Below are 20,785 nucleotides of genomic sequence, written 5' to 3'. Positions count from 1 at the left end.
GGCGGTCCGCCGCCCCCGTGTGTCAGCCCGCCTCGGTGCCGCCGAAGCGCTCGCGGTAGGACTCCAGGTCCTCCTCGGTGACCCGGGCGAAGAGCACCGGCGGCACGGTGAACGCGGTCCCGGCCGGGACCGCGTCCAGGGCCTTGGCCTGCTCCGGGGTCACCCACAGGGCGGTGTCGTCGGCGAGCGCGAACGCGGAGCGCATGGCGCGCGCCGAGGCCGGGATGAAGGGCTCGGAGACCACCGAGTAGAGGTGGATGAGGTTCATCGCGGTGCGCAGGGTGAGCGCAGCGGCCTCCAGGTCGGTCTTGACCTCCAGCCAGGGGGCCTTCTCGTCCAGGTAGGCGTTGCCCGCGGACCACAGGGCGCGCAGCGCGGCCGCCGCCTTGCGGTACTGCAGGGTGTCCATGTGGCCCTCGTACTCGGCCAGCAGCTCGGCGATCTGCTCGCCGAGCTTCGCCTCGGCCTCGCCCGCGGGGCTGCCGGCCGGGACCTCGTCGCCGAACTTCTTTCGGGAGAAGGTCAGTACGCGGTTGACGAAGTTGCCGAGGGTGCCGCCGAGGTCCTTGTTGACCGTGGCCGCGAAGTGCTCCCACGTGAAGGACGAGTCGTCGGACTCGGGGGCGTTGGCGATGAGGAAGTAGCGCCAGAAGTCGGCCGGGAGGATCTCCAGCGCCTGGTCGGTGAAGACGCCGCGCTTCTGCGAGGTGGAGAACTTGCCGCCGTAGTACGTCAGCCAGTTGAAGGCCTTGACGTAGTCGACCTTCTTCCACGGCTCGCGGGTGCCCAGCTCGGTGGCGGGAAACATGACCGTGTGGAACGGGACGTTGTCCTTGGCCATGAACTGGGTGTAGCGGACGTCCTCGGCCTCATACCACCAGGCCTTGTAGTCGCGGTTCGCCGGGTCGGCGTCCGCCCACTCCTTGGTCGAGGCGATGTACTCGATCGGGGCGTCGAACCAGACGTAGAAGACCTTGCCCTCGGCCGCCAGGTCGGGCCAGGTGTCGGCCGGGACGGGGACGCCCCAGTCCAGGTCACGGGTGATGGCGCGGTCGTGCAGGCCCTCGGTCAGCCACTTGCGGGCGATCGAGGAGGCCAGCTGCGGCCACTCCTCCTCGTGCTCGGCGACCCAGGCCTCCACCTCGTGCTGCAGCTTGGACTGCAGGAGGAAGAGGTGCTTGGTCTCGCGGACCTCCAGATCGGTGGATCCGGAGATGGCCGAGCGCGGCTCGATCAGGTCCGTGGGGTCCAGGACCCGGGTGCAGTTCTCGCACTGGTCGCCGCGGGCCTTGTCGTAGCCGCAGTGCGGGCAGGTGCCCTCGACGTAGCGGTCCGGGAGGAAGCGGCCGTCGGCGGGCGAGTAGACCTGCCGGATCGCCCGCTCCTCGATGAAGCCGTTCTCCTGGAGGCGGCGCGCGAAGTGCTGGGTGATCTCGACGTTCTGCGGCGAGGAGCTGCGGCCGAAGTAGTCGAAGGACAGCTCGAAGCCGTCGTAGACCGCCTTCTGGGCGTCGTGGGCCTGCGCGCAGAACTCGGCGACCGAGATACCGGCCTCCTTGGCGGCGAGCTCGGCGGGCGTGCCGTGCTCGTCGGTGGCGCAGATGTACAGGACGTCGTGGCCGCGCTGGCGGAGGTACCGGGAGTACACATCCGCCGGAAGCATCGACCCGACCATGTTGCCCAGGTGCTTGATCCCGTTGATGTACGGAAGCGCGCTGGTGATCAGGTGTCGAGCCATCCTCGGATGCTCCATTTCCTATGTGCGGTGCAACGTGACGTCACGGATTGTGAGTGCGGTCATCGTATCGAACCGCCGAAAGGCCACGCGCCGCATTTGTTCTCGGGTGGACGTAAAGCAAAAGCGAGGACAGTGACCTCTGCGTCACGGCCCTCGCGATCGGGCCCATGGTACAGCGGGGCGGTCGGGCGCCCGACCGGAGGCCCGGCCGGTGAGACGACCGGATACCCGGGCGGAGACCCGGGCGACGATACGACCGGCGACACGGCGGCACCGGCAGGCGGCATATGCATACGTGCTGGCTGGCGCCTCGCCCGATCGGGAACGATCACGGTTCGATCATCCGCGACGCATTGCTTCCCAGGTTTCTTCTCTGCGCCCCCCGAGTGCGCCCACGCTGCTTTCCTGTTCTGCACACCAGGGGATGAGGTGGAGCCGTGAGCGATGTCGGACCGGAGGAGTCCGGTGGGGCCGTGGGACTGCCGAGCCGGCGTAGGCGGCCGACGCCGATGAGCCAGTGGGACCCGACGGCACGGCTGTCGTACTGGGCCTTCCATGCCAACCGGCGCCCCGCGTACATGCGCTTCGCGTATCTGCAGCTGGGTTCGGACGCGGCGGCCGAGGCGGCGGTCGACGCCACCTTCGACTCGATCATGGGCGACTGGCTGCGGATGCTCCACATGGACCGCCTGGACGCCTACGCGTGGACCGTCCTCAAGCACTGCCTGGTCGACCGGCAGCACCGGCTCCACCCGTGGCAGCAGGAGCCCGAGCCGACGGACATCAGCGCCTTCGAGGCGGCCCTCAAGGAGGCGCACGCCGACCGGTACGAGGTGCTGACCGACACCATCCGCTTCTACTCCGCCGTCTCCCGGCTCGCCGAGCGCCAGCGCGACGCCGTGCTCCTGCGGTACGGACTGCAGTGCACCCCGGGTGAGGCGGCCTCCGTGATGGGCGTGGACGAGGCCACGGTCCGCTCCCAGCTCGGCCAGGCCCACCGGCGACTCGCCCGGCTGCTCGACGCCTCCGCCGATCCGCTCGACACCTCCGCCGATCCGGCGGAACCGGCCGAACCAGCCGGGTCATGAGGCGCCGCGACCGGCTGGAGCGGCCGGACGGCGACCCGGCTCCCCGCTCCCTGGCCGAGTTCCTCGCCCGGGCCGGCGTCCGCGACCGCTACCGCCACTACGACCTCGGCGCGGCCGAGGCCCGGCTGCTGCGCGCCACACCGCACCCGGCCGTCCCGCACCGGGCCCGGCGCCGCGCGGCCCACGGCTGGAGCGACCCGGTCCGGGACCGGCCGCTCGACTCCGAACGGGCCCGGCGCGACCTCAAGGCGATCTGCCTGGCCTCCGTGTGCGCGCCGGACGCCGCCATGCACCTCGACGCCTTCACCTGCCTGCGGACCGACCTGAGCGGCGCCGTCGTCTTCGGCTGCCTGCTGCACCTCGCCGGGATGCGCGAAGGCGCCCGGTTCTGGTGGCAGTTCGCCGCCGCGTCCGGCAGCGCACGGGCCGCCGCGGCCGCCTACTGCCTCTTCCTCGACCACTCCCGGCGCGGTGAGCACCACGACGCCCGGCACTGGGCGCGCGAGCTGGGCCACCGCGGCTTCCGGCCGAGCGGCCGGCGCGACCTGCGCGAGATCCGGCTGTGCACCCAGGCCGCCGTCCTGCGCTACGTCGAGCAGTGCGACGATCCCGACCTGGGGCCCGTGCCGCTGCCGAGGGCCGGACTCTCGGGGGCGCTGGGCGCGTTCCTGCCGCCGCCGCCCGTCACGGTCGTGGCGCCGGTGGCGGCGGTCCGGCCGGCCGCCGGGCCGCTGCGCCACCCCGCGCTGACGGCCGCGGCCCGCGGCACCGTCGTACAGGGCGGTACGGGCGAGGCGCTGGCGGAGGCGCGCCGCGCCCTGGCTGTCGTACGCGTCCTGGAGCGGCACCCGCTGGGGGTCCGGGCCGCCCAGCTCGCGCGGGAGTCGGGCCTCGCGGAGGCGGAGCTGCCGCCGCTCCTGGCGATGCTGTGCGAGGAGGAGTACGCGTACCGGCCGGGGGCGGGGGTGTACGGGCGCGGCCCCGCCCTGGACCGGCTCGCCGCCCCCGGCGGGCAGGGCCTGGCCGGGCAGCTCCAGCGCACCCTCGCCCTGGCCCGGGACAGCGCGGGCGCCGCGGTGTACCTCAGCCGGTACGCCGGGGGCGAGGTGCACATCACGCAGATGGCGGCCGGGCCGGCGACCCCGCCGGTCCGGGAGTGGGTCGACTTCCGGGACGCCGCGCACGCCAGCGCGGTCGGCAAGTGCCTGCTGACCCAGCTCGACCACGACCGCCGGGCCGACCATGTGGCCCGGCACCGGCCCGCCCGGCTCACCCCGCAGACCATCACCGACAGCCGGGCCCTGTTCACGGCGCTGGACGCGGTGGCCCCCGGCTCCCCCGTCTTCGACCTGCTCGAATACGCCCCCGGGGTCGTCTGTTCGGCCGTTCCCATCGCCACGGGCGGCGCCGCGGGGAGCCTCGCGCTGTCGCTTCCGGCGACCCATGCGCACCGGCTGCGCTCGGCCACGGGGACGCTGCGCCGCAAGGCCGTTCCGGTCCTCCTCGCGCTGCTCCTGACCGGTGCGATCCCCCCGGACCCGCCGGAGCCCGCGGCCGCCCCGGCCCCCGCCGCCGAGCCCGGCTCGGCTCCCGCCGGGCCGCCCGAGCCGCGGCCGATGCGGGCCCCGGTCACCCCGGAGACCCTGCGCCACCTCCGGCGGCTGTTCCGCACCCCGCTCGCCGAGGCCGCGGCGGCGCCCCGGGGCCCGCACCTGGTCAGCGACACCACGTCCGGGGCGGCCTACCTCTTCGACGCCGCCCCGGACGGCGCCGCCCCCCACCTGTCCCTCCCCCACACCTTCACCTCGGTCACCCCGGGCAGCCTGACCCGCCCCTCGGGCCTGGTGGTCCTGGGTACGTGAGAACGTAAGAAGTGGAGCCGGGCCGACACGAAGAAGAGCCCCACACGATGTGTGGGGCTCTTGCTGGTGTCCGAGGGGGGACTTGAACCCCCACGCCCGATAAAGGGCACTAGCACCTCAAGCTAGCGCGTCTGCCATTCCGCCACCCGGACCGGTGGTCGGCCCCGGTTTCCCGCGGCGACATGGACAACAATAGCAAAGGATCGGCGGGTCTCCGACCACTTATCCGGGCGGCGGCGGTCCGCCACGCCGGGCTGACCTGCGGGCATGCCCGAACGGCGGTTGACGGGACGGCGCGTCTCGCCGCGGGCCGGGCTGCGGATGTGGGGATACGGGTGGACAGCGGTGGGCCAGGGGCGGTCGGATGGCCGGGCACACGTCCGGGGGGAGCCGCACATGGAAACCGAGCACCGCGTCAGCACGCTGGAGCTGTTCTTCGACCTCGTCTTCGTCTTCACCATCACGCAGTTGACGGTGCTGCTCGCGGACGACCTGACCCCGCGGGGCGCCGGGCAGGTCCTGCTCATCTTCACCGTGCTGTTCTGGATGTACGGGGGCTACGCGCACCTGACCAACCAGGTGCCGCCCGACCGCACGGTCCGGCGCGTGCTCCTGATGCTCGCCATGGGCGCGTTCATGGTGTGCGCGCTGGCCGTGCCCACCGCCTTCGGTGCGGGTGGTGTCGCCTTCGGCCTGGGCTATCTGCTGGTCGTCCTGGTGCACGGGGCGCTGTTCACGCAGGCGCACGGCCGCGGCGTGCTGTGGTTCGCGCTGCCCAACGTGCTGTGCGCGCTGGCGGTGACGGCCGCCGGGTTCTTCGACGGGCTGCCGGCCTGGGGGCTGTGGCTGCTGGCGCTGCTGCTCCAGTTCGTGACGCCGATGGTCGTGCAGCGGGTCGCGGCGAGCGGGGCCGCGGCGGAGCCGGAGGTGCCCGAGCAGACGGTCGGCGACCAGCTCGGCGGGATGAACGCCGCGCACCTGGTGGAGCGGCACGGTCTGCTGCTGATCATCGTCTTCGGCGAGTCGGTGATCGCGATCGGCATCGGGGTGGGGTCGCTGCCGCTGTCCGCCGGTATCGCGGGCGGTACGTTCCTGGCGCTCACGATCGCGTCGGCGATGTGGTGGATGTACTTCGTGCGCGACGAGGGCCGGGCGGAGGAGGTCTTCGCTCAGCTGCCGCCGGACCGGCGTTTCAAGCTGGCGATGGCGGCGTACTACTACGCCTTCCTGCCGGTGCTGCTGGGCATCGCCGTCTTCGCGGCCGGTGTGAAGAAGACGATCGGGCACCTCGGCGAGCACCTGCACACCGGTCCGGCGGTCGCGCTGGCCGGCGGGGTGGCCCTGTACCTGGCCGGGAACCTGGTCTTCCGTGCGGCGCTGGGCATCGGCCCGGCCCGCTACCGCGCCACGGCCCTGGTCCTCGCACTCGCCACGGTGCCCGTGGGGACCCGGTGGACGGGAGCGGGCCAGCTGGTGGCCCTGGCGGTCGTCATGGTCGGCGCGGTGATCGCCGAGGGCGCCCGCTCCCCCGCCGCGCGGGCGCCGCGGGGAGCGGTCGCGGAAGGCGTCACGGGCAGCTGATGACCTGGCCCGCGTAGGAGAGGTTGCCGCCGAAGCCGAAGAGCAGGACCGGGGCGCCGGAGGGGATCTCGCCGCGCTGGACCAGCTTCGACAGGGCCATCGGGATGCTCGCCGCCGAGGTGTTGCCGGAGTCCACGACGTCGCGGGCGACGACGGCGTTGACCGCGCCGATCCTGGCGGCGAGCGGCTCGATGATGCGCAGGTTCGCCTGGTGGAGGACGACCGCGGCCAGGTCCTCGGGCGCGATGCCCGCCTTCTCGCACACCTTGCGGGCGAGCGGCGGGAGCTGGCTGGTGGTCCAGCGGTAGACGGACTGGCCCTCCTGGGCGAAGACCGGCGGCGAGCCCTCGATCCGGACCGCGTTGCCCATCTCCGGGACCGAACCCCACAGCACCGGGCCGATGCCGGGCTCGTCGCAGGCCTCGACGACGGCCGCGCCCGCGCCGTCACCGGTGAGGACGCAGGTGGTGCGGTCGGCCCAGTCGGTGATCTCGGTCATCTTGTCGGCGCCGATGACCAGCGCGCGGGTGGCGGAGCCGGCCCGGATGGCGTGATCGGCGGTGGCCAGGGCGTGGGTGAAGCCCGAGCAGACGACGTTGATGTCCATGACGGCGGGGCTGCCGCCCATGCCCAGCTTGGCGGCGACGCGCGCGGCCATGTTGGGCGAACGGTCGATCGCGGTGGAGGTGGCGACCAGGACGAGGTCGATGTCGTCCGGGGTCAGGCCGGCGCCGGCCAGCGCCTTTCCGGCCGCGTGGAAGGCCAGCTCGTCGACGGGCTCGTCCGGGCCGGCCATGTGGCGGGTGCGGATGCCGACGCGGGAGCGGATCCACTCGTCGGTGGTGTCGACCATGGCCGCGAGGTCCTCGTTGGTGAGCACTTTCGCGGGCTGGTAGTGCCCTAGCGCCACCACGCGTGAACCGGTCATGGGCGGGGTCCCCCCTCGTAGGCAAGTCAGGATCACCCAGCTTCGCCTGCTACCGATGGGTACATATGCGTGTGACCCAACAGGATTCCGGCCCCGGATTTTGGAGCTTCCCGAGGAGCCCCCTGCCCGGGACCAGGTCGGATGCGGAACCGGGAGAATGAGTACGTCGGGCATCGGCGAGAAACAGAAGGAGTGGGCTGATCACCATGGGACGGGTCACCGAACGCCGTCGCGTCGTCCGGATCCGCAACGGCGGGCAGGGTGTCCGCCCGGACACCCTGGTGGCCGAGGAGCCGCTGGAGATACGCCTGAACGGCAGGCCGCTGGCCATCACCATGCGGACGCCGGGCGACGACTTCGCCCTTGCGGTGGGCTTCCTGGTGAGCGAGGGGGTGCTCGCCGGCGCGTCGGACCTCCAGGCGGTCACGTACTGCGAGGGGGCGACGGCGGACGGCTCCAACACCTACAACGTGGTCAACGTCCAGCTGGCCCCCGGGGTCCCGGTACCGGACATCACGCTGGAGCGGAACGTCTACACCACCTCGTCCTGCGGCCTGTGCGGGAAGGCCAGCCTCGACGCGGTCCGGACGGCGAGCCGCTTCCCGGGGATCGCCACCGATCCGGTACGGGTGCCCGCGGAGGTCCTGACCGGGCTCCCGGACCGGCTGCGGGCGGCCCAGAAGGTTTTCGACCGTACGGGCGGGCTGCACGCGGCGGGGCTGTTCACGGCCGAGGGCGAACTGCTCGACCTGCGGGAGGACGTGGGCCGGCACAACGCGGTGGACAAGATCGTCGGCCGGGCGCTCCAGGCGGGACGGCTCCCGCTGACGGGCACGGTGCTGCTGGTGTCGGGCCGGGCCTCCTTCGAGCTCGCGCAGAAGGCTGTGATGGCGGGCATCCCGGTGCTGGCGGCGGTCTCCGCGCCCTCCTCGCTCGCGGTGGACCTGGCGGTGGAGTCGGGCATGACCCTGGTCGGTTTCCTGCGGGGCCCGGACATGAACATCTACGCGGGCGAGGAGCGGATCACCCTGTAGGGGCGCGCCGGTACCGCTCCCTGTCGCCGGATCCGAGGAACTCGGCCCACACGTCGCTGCCGTCTCCCCTCGTGCCTCCTTTGCCGGTGCCGTTGACGGTGAACCAGTCGGCGCAGCCCGGTACCGGGGGCGTCCCGTCGGCGATGAACTTGATCAGGATCCCCGGGCTCTCGTCGGAATGCCGGTCCATGATCCAGCTGCCCTCCGCGGTGAGCACGGCCGGCTGCCCCGTCGGATTGCACATCCAGCCCGCAGCGTCCGTGAGGCGGGCCCGGCCGTCGGCCGTCACCACGAGCCGGGCCCCGCGGTCGCCGTGCCAGGTGCCGATGACGTCCTCAGCCGTCAGTGGCACGGAGGGTCTGCTGCCTTCGACCGAGAACGCCAGGTACACGGCGCCCAGGACCAGCAGACCGAACAGAACGAGCACCGCGCGGGCGAGGTTCTGCACGTCAGCGCCCCCGGCGGGAGCGGCGGCCGGCGTCGGCGGGCGGCTTCGGGGCCGGCGGGTCGATGCGGTGAAGGTCCAGGGTGGCCGGGAGCGGGGTGGCGCCCGGCCCGCCGGATTCGGCCCAGGCGATGATCTCGTCGGTGGCGGTGTCGTCGAGGGCCCAGCCGAACCAGACCGCACGGGCGCCGCGGCGGCGGGCCTCGGTGGTGGGCTGGACCACGATGACGTTGGCCTGGGCGCAGGGGCCGAGGCAGTCGCTCGTACGGACGGCCAGGCGGCCCCCGGAGGCGGCTGCGGCCTCGCGCAGCCGGGCGAGCTGGCCGGCGTGGTCGGAGCCGGGGTTCTTGCGGGGGTCGCCGCAGCAGCAGCCGCGACAGACCACCAGGGTGCAGGGGCGTTGGGCGTGGGCACCGAGCGGGCGTATCCAGGTCACCACAGCACGTTACCGGGCCCGGGGATCTTGCCGATCAGGCCGCACGGGAGACCTCCGCCACACGGTCGGCGGGGAGTTCGGGCCGCGGGTCCTGGGCCCGGCGCCGGGCGAGGACCGCGCAGACCATCAGCTGCATCTGGTGGAAGAGCATCAGCGGGAGCACGGCGAGGCCCGCCTGGGCCCCGAACAGGACGCTGGCCATGGGGAGTCCGGCGGCCAGACTCTTCTTGGACCCGGCGAACTGGATGGCGATGCGGTCCTCGCGGCCGAAGCCGAAACGTGCCGCGCCGTACCAGGTGACGAGGAGCATGACGGTGAGGAGTACGGCTTCCAGAAGCACCAGCGCGCCGAGGCGCAGGGGGCTCACCTGCTGCCAGATACCGCCGGCCATGCCCGCGCTGAAGGCCGTGTAGACGACGAGGAGGATCGAGCCGCGGTCGACGTACCCGAGGGTCTTCTTGTGGCGGGTGAGGAAGCCGCCGACCCAGCGGCGCAGGGCCTGGCCCAGGAGGAAGGGCAGCAGGAGCTGGAGGGTGATCCTGAGGACGGCGTCGGCGGAGAAGCCGCCCGTGCGGCCGCCGAGCAGGACCGCCGCGAGCAGGGGGGTGAGCACGATGCCCGCCAGGCTGGAGAAGGAACCGGCGCAGATGGCGGCGGGGACGTTGCCGCGGGCGATCGAGGTGAAGGCGATCGAGGACTGGACGGTCGAGGGGACCAGGCAGAGGAAGAGCAGGCCGCTCTGGAGCGGGGGCGGCAGGAGGCCGGGGGCGAGGGCGCGCAGGGCCAGGCCGAAGACCGGGAAGAGCAGGAAGGTGCAGGTGAGCACGGTGAGGTGGAGCCGCCAGTGGCGCAGCCCGTCGAGCGCCTCGCGGGTGGAGAGCCGGGCGCCGTAGAGGAAGAAGAGCAGGGCCACGGCGGCGGTGGAGGCGAAGCCGGCGACGGTGGCGGCCGCGCCGCGGGCGGGGAGCAGGGCGGCGAGGCCGACGGTGCCGAGCAGGGCGAGGACGTACGGGTCCACGGGGAGCCGGGCGGGGAGGTGCGGGCGGCGCATGCGCAGGGTGCTCACTTGCTGTCGGGGCGGTGGGACCGGATGCTGTCGTCCCCTTCTCGGTGTCCCTTCATGGTCGGCCCCCGCCGGTGATCGGGAAACCCGTACACCGTTCTCACTGTCATCACGGATCGAGATGAGCCGTCCTACGATGGGGGTATGTACGACCCGGTTCAGTTGCGGACGTTCCTCACGGTGGCCCAGACGTTGAGCTTCACGCAGGCCGCGGGCCGTCTGGGCGTGCGGCAGTCCACCGTGAGCCAGCACGTGCGGCGCCTGGAGGAGGCGACGGGGCGGCCGCTGTTCCTGCGGGACACGCACAGCGTGGAGCTGACGGAGGACGGCGAGGCGATGCTCGGCTTCGCGCGGACGATCCTGGAGGCGCACGAGCGGGCGGCGGCCTTCTTCACGGGGACCCGGCTGCGGGGGCGACTGCGGTTCGGCGCCTCGGAGGACTTCGTGCTGTCGCGGCTTCCGGAGATCCTGGAGCGGTTCCGGCACGAGCACCCCGAGGTGGACCTGGAGTTGTCGGTGGAGCTGTCGGGCACGCTGCACGAGCGGCTGGACGCGGGCCGTCTGGACCTGGTGCTGGCGAAGCGGCGGGGGCCGGGGGACGAGCGGGGCCGGCTGGTCTGGCGGGACAGGATGGTGTGGATCGGCGCGGAGGGACTGCGGGTGGATCCCGAGCGCCCGGTTCCGCTGATCGTCTTCCCGCCGCCCGGGATCACCCGGGCGCGGGCCCTGGAGGTGCTCGAACGGGACGGCCGGGCGTGGCGGATCGCGTGCACGAGCGGCAGTCTGAGCGGTCTGGTCGCGGCGGCCCGGGCCGGGCTGGGCGTGATGGCGCACACGCGGGGGCTGATCCCGCCCGGGCTGGTGCGGGTCGGGGGGCTGCCCGAGCTGGGGCCGGTGGAGTTCGCGCTGTTGCGCGGGCCGCGTGCGTCGCCCGCGGCCGAGGCACTGGCGGCGGCGGTCCTCTCCGGCGCGGACCGCCTCACCCGCTCCGGGTGACGGCCGCGCACCGCCGGACCGGCCGGCGCACCGGCCGGACGGCGCACGGGGGTGGCCGCGGGGCGCACGGCGGCCGGTCCGCGCCCTGCGCGCCGCACGTCAGCGGCGTGAACGGCGTGATCACTGGGGAGGTCTTGTGGAGGTGTCCGAACGCCCATCAACCCCCCTTGACACTGAGGTACGTTCACCGCGGCGCGCGGAGAGGAGCGGGGCCTTGCGCGAGATCACCGTCCCACCGGTCGTCACGGGCGCGCCCGTCGGCGGGCTGGCCGACGTCGTCTTCCAGCACGCCCGCGAGGATCCGGACCGGGTGGTCCTCGGCCGGAAGACCGACGGGGTGTGGCGGGACGTGACGTCGGGCGAGCTGGCGGCCGAGGTGCTGGCGCTCGCCAAGGGACTGCTGGCCCAGGGGGTGCGCTTCGGCGACCGGGTGGCCGTCATGTCCCGCACCCGCTACGAGTTCACCCTCTTCGACTTCGCCTTGTGGGCGATCGGCGCGCAGCCCGTCCCGGTCTACCCGACATCGTCCACCGAGCAGGTGCACTGGATCCTCCACGACACCGCCTGCACGGCCTGCGTCGTGGAGAACGAGGACCAGGCCATGACGGTGGGCTCGGTCATCGACCGGCTCCCCCACCTGGGACGGCTGTGGCAGCTGGACGCCGGGGCGGTGGACGACCTCGTCGCGGCCGGGCTTTCGGTCGCCGAGGACGTCGTGCACCGCCACCGCGGCGCGGTGACGCCCGACGCCACGGCCACCGTCATCTACACCTCGGGGACCACCGGCCCGCCCAAGGGGTGCGTGCTCACCCACGCCAATTTCATGTACGAGACGGACACCCTGGTGGCCCGCTGGGAGTCCGTGTTCCAGGGCCGGCAGGGCGACCGGCCGTCGACCCTGCTGTTCCTTCCGCTGGCGCACGTCTTCGGGCGGATGGTGGAGGTGGCCGCGGTCCGGGCGCGGGTCAAGCTCGGGCACCAGCCGGTGCTGTCGGCGGCCGAGCTGATGCCGGACCTCGCGGCGTTCCGGCCGACCTTCGTGCTCGGTGTCCCGTACGTCTTCGAGAAGGTCTTCGCGGCCGCCCGGCGCAAGGCGGAGGCCGAGGGGCGCACGGGACCTTTCGACCGGGCCGTGGAGACGGCCGTACGGTATGCGGAGGCGCGCGAGCGGAAGGCCTTCGGCACCGGTCCGGGCCCCTCGGCGACGCTGCGGATGGAGCACCAGCTCTTCGAGAAGCTCGTCTACGGCAAGGTCCGCGAGGCGATGGGCGGGCGGGTGCGCTACGCCATGTCGGGCGGGTCGGCGATGTCCCGCCGCCTCGGGCTGTTCTTCGACGGCGCCGGGATCACGGTGTTCGAGGGGTACGGGCTGACCGAGTCCTGCGCGGCGGCCACCGCGAACCCCCCGGAGGCGACGAAGTACGGCACGGTGGGCCGGCCGATCCCGGGCAGCACGGTGCACATCGCGGACGACGGGGAGGTCTGGCTGCACGGCGGTCACATCTTCTCCGGATACCTGGGCGACCCGCGCGCCACGGAGGCGGTGCTGCGCGGCGGCTGGCTGGCCACCGGTGACCTGGGGCGGCTGGACGAGGACGGCTATCTGGTCATCACCGGACGCAAGAAGGACATCCTGGTGACATCCAACGGCAAGAGCGTCGCACCGGCGGCGCTGGAGGAGCGGGTCCGTTCGCATCCGCTGGTGGCGCAGTGCGTGCTGGTGGGCAACGACCGGCCGTACATCGCGGCGCTGCTCACCCTGGACACGGAGGGGATAGCGCACTGGCTGTCGATGCGCGGCAGACCGCAGATGCCGGCCGCGGCCCTCGTGAGTGATCCGGAGCTGACGGCGGAGGTCCGGCGGGCGGTGGTGGCCGCCAACACCCTGGTCTCGCAGGCGGAGTCGATCCGCACCTTCCGGGTGCTGGCCGAGCAGTTCACCGAGGAGCGGGGGCTGCTGACCCCTTCGCTGAAGCTCAAGCGCCGGGCGATCGAGAAGGCGTACGCGAAGGAGGTCGCCGAGCTCTACCGGACGTGATCCGGGGATCCGAGCCGGCGACCCAACATGTCTGACGGTTCGTCAGTTCCCTGCGTCATCGATATTGACGATGCGTCAGGTCACACCCAGAATGCGGGGATTCCGACCGGAGGGGGATCCCCGACATGTTGCGTCCGATCCGCACCCTGGCCGCCGCGGCAGCGGCCGTCGCGCTCGTCTCCGCCTGCAACTCCGCCTCCACCAACGGCACCTCTCCGGGCGGCTCGGGTTCCGCGGCCGCCACCACGCGCGGGGTGACCGCCGACTCCATCAAGGTCGGCGGCATCGTCTCGATGACCACCGCCGGCGGCTACAGCAAGAAGGACACCGACCTCGGCGCCAAGGCCCGCTACCTGAGAGCCAACGCCGAGGGCGGCGTCCACGGCCGCAGGATCGAATACCTCGGTGCGGAGGACGACGGCCAGGACCCCGCGAAGAACATGGCCGCCGCCCGCAAACTCGTCCAGCAGGACAAGGTCTTCGCGGTCTCCCCCATGAGTTCGGTGACCTTCTCCGGCGCCGACTTCCTGGAGCAGGAGAAGGTCCCCACCTTCGGCTGGGGCACCCTGCCCGCCTTCTGCGGGCCCCGGCACATCTACGGCTTCAACGGCTGCCTGGTCCCCACCCCCGGCGGCACCCTGAACCAGACCTGGCCCGAGGGCATCGGCCGGATCCTCGGCGGCGCCGACGGCAAGTCGGTCGCGGTCATCGCCAACGACAGCGACGCCGGAAAGTTCGGCATCCGGACCTTCCAGCAGGGCTTCACCAGCGCCGGCTTCACGGTCTCCTACGCCAAGGCCTCCGTACCGGCCACCGCCGTCCCCAGCGACTGGTCCGCGTACGTGAAGGAGATCCTCTCCAGCAACGGCGGCAAGGCCCCGGACGCCGTGGTCTCCGTCATGCAGACCCCCAACAACATCGGGCTCTTCACCGCGCTCAAGCGCAGCGGCTACAAGGGGCTGCTCTCCGACCCCACCGACTACGACCCGGGGCTGCTCGCCCAGGACGCGACCCGGCAGGCACTCGACGGCGTGCACGTGCTGCTGCAGTTCCAGCCGTTCGAGTCGGACACTCCGGACATGGCGCGGTTCAAGGCCGACATCAAGGCGGCCGCGGGCGGCAAAGAAGTTCCGCTGAACATGCACATGCTCACCGGGTACATGTCGGCCGACCTGTTCCTGGCCATCGCGCAGAAGGCCGGCAAGGAGCTGACCGTCGAGTCCTTCCAGGCCGCCGCGCAGGGCTTCTCCGACACCGGCACGCTGGTCGGCGACCGCGCGCTGCCCAAGGGGCAGAAGGACAGCTTCGGCTGCGGGGCGCTCGTCCAGCTGAAGAACGGCGCGTACGAGGTCTCCGTCCCGTTCAAGTGCTACGAGCCCATCCCCTTCAAGTAGGACCGCGGCATGGGGGATCTGCTCGTCTTCGTCCTGAGCGGTCTGGTCTCCGGCGCCCTGTACGCACTGCTGGCCACCGGGCTGGTGCTCTCGTACTCGGCGTCCGGGCTGTTCAACTTCGCGCACGGGGCCACCGCCTACCTGTGCGCGCTCACCTTCTACGAACTGCACTCCGGGCTGGGCTGGCCGGCGGTCCCGGCGGCGCTGCTCGTGGTGTTCGTCCTCGCCCCCGGGCTCGGCTGGGGACTGGACCGGCTGATGTTCCGGCGGCTGGCGCACGTCGGTGAGACGGCGCAGATCGTGGCGACCATAGGCCTGCTGGTGGCCCTGCCCGCCGCCGGGCTGTGGGCGGTCGAACTGCTGGCGGACGCGGGCGCCCCGGTGGAACCGGCCGAGAACCGGTTCGGGCTGCCGGGCGTGGGGCCGAGCCCGGCGACGTCCTGGCAGCTCATGGAAGGGGTCGGCATCGACTCCGACCAGCTGATCACCTGGGTGGTCACCGCGCTGGTGGCGGTGGCCCTGTGGGTGCTGATGCGGCACACCCGGACCGGGCTGCAGCTGCGGGCGGCCGTCGACAACCGCTCGCTGACCGAGCTGCGCGGGATCAGCGCCGACCGGTTGTCGTCGGTGGCGTGGATGATCGCGTCGGCACTGGCCGGGCTGGCGGGGGTGCTGGCGACCCCGTTGCTGGGGCTGTCGGCGCACGACTTCACGCTGTTCCTGTTCGTGTCGGCCACGGCCGCGGTCATCGGCCGGTTCGCCTCCGTGCCGCTCGCCTTCGCGGGCGGGCTGGGGCTGGGGGTCCTGCAGAACCTGGTGGCGGGGTACGCGTCCTTCGCCGAGTCCATCACCGGCTTCCGTACGGCCGTACCCTTCCTGATCCTGTTCGGCGGGCTGCTCGTCCTCACCCGCAGGGCCCGGACCGCAGGCCTCGCGGCCGTGGACGCCCCGCCGGTGGACCATCTGGCCGGGGCCTCCTGGGGGCGGCGTTGGGGGGTGTGGGCGGCGGGCGCGGGGCTGCTGTGCGTCGCGTTCTACACCGTGACGACACCGTTCTGGAGCGGACTGCTGGCCCAAGGGCTCGCCGTGGCCCTGGTGTTCATGTCGTTCACCGTGGTGACCGGGCTCGGCGCGATGGTCTCCCTCGCCCAGGGCACCTTCGTGACGGGGGCCGCGCTCGTGGCCGGGCTGCTCCTGAGCCGCGGCTGGCCGTTCGTGGCCGCGCTGGCGGTGGGCACCTGCGCGGCGGCCGTCCTGGGGGCGCTGGTCGCACTGCCGGCGCTGCGACTGGGCGGCAGGTCGCTGGCGCTGGCCACGCTGGCCCTGGCGTTCCTCGCCGACCAGGTGCTGTTCCAGCTGCGGTGGCTGCGCAACGGCGACACCGGCTGGCCGGTCCCGCGGCCGGTCCTCGGGCCGGTGGACCTGTCCGACGACCGGGCGCTCGGGGTGGCCCTGGTGGTGCTCGTCGCGCTGGTCGCCGCCGGGCTGAGCGCGCTGCGCGGATCCCCCTCGGGTCGCGCGATGCTCGCCGTACGGTCGGCCCCGGCCGCGGCGGCGGCCTCGGGCGTGTCGGTGCTGCGTACGAAGCTGCTGCTCTTCACCCTGTCCGCCGGGCTGGCCGGATTCGGGGGCGTGCTGTACGCCTCGTACAACACCCGGATCACGGCGACGGACTTCACGGCGATGACGGGCCTGGTGTGGCTGGCGGTCGTGGTGGCGGCGGGCGTGCGGCGGCCGCAGTACGCGGTGGTGGCGGGGCTGGTGTACGCGGTGGCCCCGCGGCTGCTGTCCGACTACGTGACGGAGTCCGCGCACCTGCCGGTGATCCTCTTCGGCCTGGCCGGGCTGGCCCTCGCCAACGACCCCGACGGGTACTGCGCGGCCGTACCGGTGCGGCGGGCACGACGGCGCGCCGCCGGTTCCGGGCCCCCTTCCCAGGGCTCCGCATCCCGGGGCGCCGATTCCCACCGCTCCACCCCGGACCCGGCGGGGGCTCCGCTCCCGAACCCCCGCGCCGCACACGCCTCGCACGCCTCGCACGCCTCGCACGCCGACCGGGCCGACGCCGCCCTGGAGCTGCGCGGCGTCTGCGCCGGGTACGACGGCGGGCTCGTGCTGCACGGGGTCGATCTCGTCGTGCGGCGCGGGGAGATCCTGGCCCTGCTCGGGCCGAACGGAGCCGGGAAGAGCACCGCGTGCCGGGTCGCCGCCGGATCGCTGCCCGTTGCCGGCGGGGAGGTACGCATACGCGGGCGGGACGCCACCGGCGACGGGCCCGTCCGCCGGGCGCGGGCCGGGGTGCTGCTCGCCCCCGAGGGCCGGGGGATCTTCCCGTCGCTCACGATCGAGGAGAACCTGGCCCTGTACCTGCCGGAGGCCGCTGCCCGGGCCGCCGTCTACGACCGCTTCCCACGGCTCGCGGAACGCCGCGGGGTGAACGCCGGCGCCCTGTCCGGCGGTGAGCAGCAGATGCTCGCGCTGGCCCCACTCCTGCAGCGGCCGCCCGAGGTGCTGATCGCCGACGAGCCCTCGCTCGGGCTGGCCCCGCGCGTCGCGGAGGAGGTGTACGCGCTGCTCACCGAGCTTCGCGACGCCGGCACCGCGCTGCTCCTGGTCGAGGAGAAGGCCGCCGGGATCCTGGGCGTCGCCGACACCGTGGCCTACCTCTCCCAGGGCCGGGTCGCCTGGTGCGGCCCCCGGGACGAGGTCGAGGCCGACCGGCTCACCGAGGCCTATCTGGGGACGGGGACATGAGCGGCTACGTGCTCCACGCGGGCGGTGTCGGCGTACGGTTCGGCGGCGTCAGGGCGCTGAGCGGGGTGGACCTCGGGGTCGCGGCGGGCGAGGTGTGCGGGCTGATCGGACCCAACGGGGCCGGGAAGACCACCCTGTTCGACGTGCTGTCGGGGATCCGCCGGCCCGACCGGGGGCGGATCCTGCTGGACGGGGCGGACATCACGCGCCGCTCCCCCGTGTGGCGGGCCCGGCACGGGATGCGCCGGACGTTCCAGCGCCAGCAGCTGTTCGGGCAGCTCAGCGTGGCCGACAACGTGCTGGTGGCGCAGGAGTGGCGGGGCGGCGGGGGCGGTCCGGCCGCCGACCTCCTCGCCCTCCCGGCCCGGCGGGCCCGGGAGCGGGCCCGCCGGGTGCGCGGCGAGCGGGTGCTGGCCGACTGCGGGATCGGCGCGCTGGGGACCTCGTACGCCGGCGGACTGCCGGTCGGGCAGGCCCGGATGGTCGAGCTGGCGCGGGCGGTGGCCGACCCGCCGCGGGTGCTGCTGCTGGACGAACCGGCCTCCGGGATGTCGGCGCCCGAGCGTGAGCGGCTCGCGGGGGTGGTGCGTCGGCTGGCGGCCGAGGAGGGCTGCGCGGTGCTGCTGGTCGAGCACAACGTGGCCTTCGTGATGGACCTCTGCACACGGGTCGTCGTACTGGACCTCGGGACGGTGCTGGCCGAGGGCACTCCGGCCGAGGTACGGGCGGACCCGCTGGTCCGGGAGGCGTACCTGGGTACGGCGTGAGCCGGCCGCCCCCGGACCGTGCCGGGCAGCCCACCGCGGACGGCCCCGCCGGCCGGGGTGGCGGGAATAGGTCGTACGGGGGGCCGGTTGTCGCCCCTCGTACGATGCTGTACCACCGCGCACAACGCGCCGACGTGAGGGAACACCCGACGTGAACCAGGTCCCGGCCATCAAGCTCAACAACGGCACGCTCATGCCCCAGCTCGGCTTCGGCGTCTGGCAGGTGCCGGACGCGGAGGCGGAGCACGCCGTGGGGACCGCCCTGGAGGCCGGATACCGCAGCATCGACACGGCCGCGATCTACGGCAACGAGAAGGGCACCGGCAAGGCCGTCGCGGCCTCCGGGCTGCCGCGCGAGGAACTGTTCGTCACCACCAAGCTGTGGAACGGCCGGAAGCAGACGTGGGGCCGCGACGCGGTGCTGCGCGCCTTCGACGACTCCCTCTCCAAGCTGGGTCTCGACCACGTCGACCTGTACCTGATCCACTGGCCGCGTCCGATGCGCGACGACTTCGTGGGCATCTGGAAGACCTTCGAGGAGATCGCCGCGAGCGGCCGCGCCAAGGCCGTCGGCGTGTCGAACTTCCGCCCGCAGGACCTGGACCGGATCGCCGCCGAGAGCGCCCTGGTGCCGGCCGTGAACCAGGTCGAGCTCCACCCGCTGCACCCGCAGGCCGCGCTGCGCGCCGAGCACGCCGCCCGCGGGATCGTCACCGAGGCCTGGTCGCCGCTCGGCCAGGGCAAGGAACTCCTCACGCTGCCGGCCGTCGCCGAGATCGCCGCCGCGCACGGCCGCAGCGCCGCGCAGGTGGTGCTGCGCTGGCACCTGCAGCACGGGACCGTCGTGATCCCGAAGTCCGTGACCCCCGCCCGTATCCGGGAGAACCTGGACGTCTTCGGCTTCGAGCTGGACGCCGCTCAGATGGCCGCGCTGGACGCTCTGGGCGCGGGTGCGGCGGGCCGCCGGATCGGCCCGGACCCGGCCGAATTCGACGTGTGAGGGCGGCCGGGTGAACCTTTCCCAAGGGCTCTACCGGATCCGTAACGTGGACAGCGGGCTGGTGCTCCAGCTGGAGGGCGCCTCCCGGGTGCGCGTCGGCCCGGACGGTCCGCCGGCTCCGGCGGCCGCCCGCCGCTGGCTGATCTCGCCGGTGCACAGCGGCGGCGGGATCTTCCACGTGGTGAGCGAGGACAACGAGCGTCGCCTCGACGTGGCGAACGCGTCGACGGACAGCGGCGCCCGGGTGCAGGTGTGGCGGGCCAACGCCTTCGGCGCACAGGAGTGGATCGTCGAGGAGCACCTCGACGATCCCGGAGTGGTGTCCCTGATCGCGTGCATCAGCGGCCTGCTCCTGGAGGCCGACGAGGAGGGCCGGGTCCGGCAGGCCGAGGACACCGACTCCCCGGCCCAGTGGTGGCGCCTGGAGCCCGCGTAGCGTCCGGGCCCCGGACCCCGGCCCGGCCCCGGCTCGGACCCGGCTCCCGCGCGTCACACCCGTACGAAGCTCCGCAGGCGGTAGGTGGGCTCCGCGCGCGGGGTGTCCTGGTCGGGCAGCAGCTCCAGCCGGGCCGCCAGCTCGCGGGCGGTGATGCCGCGCGGGACGATGCGCGAGGCGTACCGTCCCGCCAGCAGCGCCTCTGCGGAGCCGCGGGGGGTGCGGCCCTGGCCGTGTCCGGTGAAGCGGGCCTCGCCGCCGGGGCGCAGGCCCGCCCGGGCCGCGTGCGCCTCCACCTCCCCGGAGGCGTCCGAGGGGGTCGGGGTCAGGTGCGCGGCGAACACGGCGTCGATGTCGCTGCCGACGTCGTGCGCGGAGTCCTTGTCCACGGAGGCGACGAGGACCCCGCCGGGCCGCAGCACCCTGGCCGCCTCGGCGAGCACCGCGGGCACCAGTCCGGGCTCCCGCAGCAGATGCAGCAGCCACACCGCGCTCACCGCGTCCAGGGAGCCCGAGCGCACGGGCAGCCGGGCGGCGTCGGCCAGGGCCACGGGGACGCCGCGGCGCAGTGCCGCGCCGGCCATGCCGGGGGAGGCGTCGGCGCCCAGGACGCGCAGTCCGGGGCGGTTGAGGCGGGCGGTGACGATGCCCGTGCCGCAGCCGAGGTCGAGGAGGGTGCCCACCTCGGCCGGGAGGAGGCTGAGGACCGCAGCGGCGGCGGCCTCGGCGCGCGGGGTGCCGCCGCGGGTGGCGTCGTAGAACGCGGCCTCCGCGTCGTAGTCGAGCAGCGGGCCCGCGGTCGCTATCGGGGTGGTCATCAGCTCGCACCGTGGGCGGGGGCGAGGGACTCGACGCGCTCGGCGAGGGCGAAGTCGGTCTCCGTGACCACACCTCCGGCGTCGTGGCTGTTGACGGAGAGCCGCACCGTGTTGTAGCCGAGCGTCAGATCGGAGTGGTGGTTCAACTCCTCCTGGACGGAGGCGATGTGGGCGACCAGGGCGCTCGCCGCGAAATGCGTGCCCAGTCGGTAGGTACGGATGATCCGGTCGTCCTCGAAGGCCCAGCCGGGGAGTTCCCGCAACCGGTCCTCGATCTCCTTCTGCGACAGCGGTTCACTCGGCATGCACCGGCTCCCTTTCCCGTGACGTGTAGTCAAGGTTCCCACAGTGCACGCCGGATCGAACCTTTCGCGCCATAGTGCGCTCGGGTACTTCTGCACCTTCCG

General features: G+C 73.2%; 17 protein-coding genes, 1 tRNA gene and 1 pseudogene. 11 read left to right on the top strand and 8 right to left on the bottom strand.

Features of this window, described 5'->3' with window-relative positions; all coding sequences use genetic code 11:
* Positions 1–22 precede the first annotated feature (22 nt).
* The gene (metG, locus tag NRK68_RS28370) at positions 23–1,738 is read right to left on the bottom strand and encodes a methionine--tRNA ligase (protein ID WP_257857131.1); all 1,716 of its coding nucleotides are present in this window, start codon (positions 1,736–1,738) and stop codon (positions 23–25) included.
* Between the two features lie 509 nt (positions 1,739–2,247).
* Here metG and NRK68_RS28365 point away from each other — a divergent pair.
* Together NRK68_RS28365 and NRK68_RS28360 are read left to right on the top strand one after the other, a co-directional pair.
* Complete coding sequence (locus NRK68_RS28365) at positions 2,248–2,826, top strand: sigma factor-like helix-turn-helix DNA-binding protein (RefSeq protein WP_257857130.1); 579 nt, start codon at positions 2,248–2,250, stop codon at positions 2,824–2,826.
* A gap of 797 nt (positions 2,827–3,623) precedes the next feature.
* Positions 3,624–4,343: pseudogene (locus NRK68_RS28360) on the top strand (IclR family transcriptional regulator domain-containing protein); the annotation flags it as partial.
* A 409-nt stretch (positions 4,344–4,752) separates the two neighbouring features.
* Here NRK68_RS28360 and NRK68_RS28355 read toward each other — a convergent pair.
* Positions 4,753–4,840, bottom strand: a tRNA-Leu gene (locus NRK68_RS28355).
* A gap of 244 nt (positions 4,841–5,084) precedes the next feature.
* Here NRK68_RS28355 and NRK68_RS28350 point away from each other — a divergent pair.
* A complete protein-coding gene (locus NRK68_RS28350) occupies positions 5,085–6,269 on the top strand; it encodes a low temperature requirement protein A (protein WP_257857129.1) in 1,185 nt (394 codons plus the stop codon).
* Here NRK68_RS28350 and NRK68_RS28345 read toward each other — a convergent pair.
* The gene (locus tag NRK68_RS28345; RefSeq protein ID WP_183063882.1) at positions 6,256–7,197 is read right to left on the bottom strand and encodes a beta-ketoacyl-ACP synthase III; all 942 of its coding nucleotides are present in this window, start codon (positions 7,195–7,197) and stop codon (positions 6,256–6,258) included. The two genes, NRK68_RS28350 and NRK68_RS28345, sit on opposite strands and share 14 nt — an antisense overlap.
* 206 nt (positions 7,198–7,403) lie before the next feature.
* Between NRK68_RS28345 and fdhD the strand changes: the two genes are divergently transcribed.
* The gene (gene fdhD / locus NRK68_RS28340; RefSeq protein WP_257857128.1) at positions 7,404–8,231 is read left to right on the top strand and encodes a formate dehydrogenase accessory sulfurtransferase FdhD; all 828 of its coding nucleotides are present in this window, start codon (positions 7,404–7,406) and stop codon (positions 8,229–8,231) included.
* Here fdhD and NRK68_RS28335 read toward each other — a convergent pair.
* The 3 genes from NRK68_RS28335 to NRK68_RS28325 are packed head-to-tail and all read right to left on the bottom strand — an operon-like array spanning position 8,221 to position 10,163.
* Positions 8,221–8,679: a hypothetical protein gene (locus NRK68_RS28335; RefSeq protein WP_257857127.1), complete on the bottom strand. Its 459-nt coding sequence runs from the start codon at positions 8,677–8,679 to the stop codon at positions 8,221–8,223. The genes fdhD and NRK68_RS28335 overlap by 11 nt on opposite strands.
* A 1-nt stretch (position 8,680) precedes the next feature.
* Positions 8,681–9,112, bottom strand: a complete 432-nt coding sequence (locus tag NRK68_RS28330; protein WP_183063879.1) for a (2Fe-2S) ferredoxin domain-containing protein — start codon at positions 9,110–9,112, stop codon at positions 8,681–8,683.
* A 34-nt stretch (positions 9,113–9,146) separates the two neighbouring features.
* The gene (locus tag NRK68_RS28325) at positions 9,147–10,163 is read right to left on the bottom strand and encodes a bile acid:sodium symporter family protein (RefSeq protein WP_257857126.1); all 1,017 of its coding nucleotides are present in this window, start codon (positions 10,161–10,163) and stop codon (positions 9,147–9,149) included.
* 156 nt (positions 10,164–10,319) lie between these two features.
* On the opposite strand from NRK68_RS28325, the gene NRK68_RS28320 reads away from it, so the two are divergent.
* The 7 genes from NRK68_RS28320 (at position 10,320) to NRK68_RS28290 (ending at position 19,560) form a co-directional block, all read left to right on the top strand.
* A complete protein-coding gene (locus NRK68_RS28320) occupies positions 10,320–11,171 on the top strand; it encodes a LysR substrate-binding domain-containing protein (RefSeq protein WP_183063877.1) in 852 nt (283 codons plus the stop codon).
* A gap of 214 nt (positions 11,172–11,385) precedes the next feature.
* Positions 11,386–13,209, top strand: coding sequence for an AMP-dependent synthetase/ligase (locus NRK68_RS28315; protein WP_183063876.1), 1,824 nt, complete (start codon positions 11,386–11,388; stop codon positions 13,207–13,209).
* A gap of 125 nt (positions 13,210–13,334) precedes the next feature.
* Positions 13,335–14,603 (top strand): ABC transporter substrate-binding protein, encoded by a 1,269-nt coding sequence (locus NRK68_RS28310; protein WP_183063875.1) that lies wholly within the window; start codon positions 13,335–13,337, stop codon positions 14,601–14,603.
* 9 nt (positions 14,604–14,612) lie between these two features.
* Positions 14,613–17,357: an ABC transporter permease subunit gene (locus tag NRK68_RS28305; RefSeq protein WP_257857125.1), complete on the top strand. Its 2,745-nt coding sequence runs from the start codon at positions 14,613–14,615 to the stop codon at positions 17,355–17,357.
* Entirely contained in the window at positions 17,354–18,124 is a 771-nt protein-coding gene (locus NRK68_RS28300; RefSeq protein ID WP_183063873.1) for an ABC transporter ATP-binding protein, read from the top strand. Before NRK68_RS28305 ends, NRK68_RS28300 begins: the two co-directional genes overlap by 4 nt.
* 151 nt (positions 18,125–18,275) lie before the next feature.
* Entirely contained in the window at positions 18,276–19,124 is an 849-nt protein-coding gene (locus NRK68_RS28295) for an aldo/keto reductase (RefSeq protein ID WP_257857124.1), read from the top strand.
* A gap of 10 nt (positions 19,125–19,134) precedes the next feature.
* Positions 19,135–19,560: an RICIN domain-containing protein gene (locus NRK68_RS28290; protein WP_046779912.1), complete on the top strand. Its 426-nt coding sequence runs from the start codon at positions 19,135–19,137 to the stop codon at positions 19,558–19,560.
* A 53-nt stretch (positions 19,561–19,613) separates the two neighbouring features.
* Here the strand turns inward: NRK68_RS28290 and NRK68_RS28285 are convergent, their stop codons facing one another.
* Entirely contained in the window at positions 19,614–20,378 is a 765-nt protein-coding gene (locus NRK68_RS28285; RefSeq protein WP_257857123.1) for a class I SAM-dependent methyltransferase, read from the bottom strand.
* Positions 20,378–20,683, bottom strand: coding sequence for a 4a-hydroxytetrahydrobiopterin dehydratase (locus NRK68_RS28280; protein WP_030649609.1), 306 nt, complete (start codon positions 20,681–20,683; stop codon positions 20,378–20,380). The genes NRK68_RS28285 and NRK68_RS28280 overlap by 1 nt, the downstream gene beginning before the upstream one ends.
* Positions 20,684–20,785: the final 102 nt, after the last annotated feature.

It is taken from the genome of Streptomyces yangpuensis, assembly GCF_024666385.1.
GTDB lineage: Bacteria > Actinomycetota > Actinomycetes > Streptomycetales > Streptomycetaceae > Streptomyces > Streptomyces yangpuensis.
Note: the sequence above shows the minus strand (reverse complement) of the source record. Positions and strands in the feature narration are given on the sequence as shown.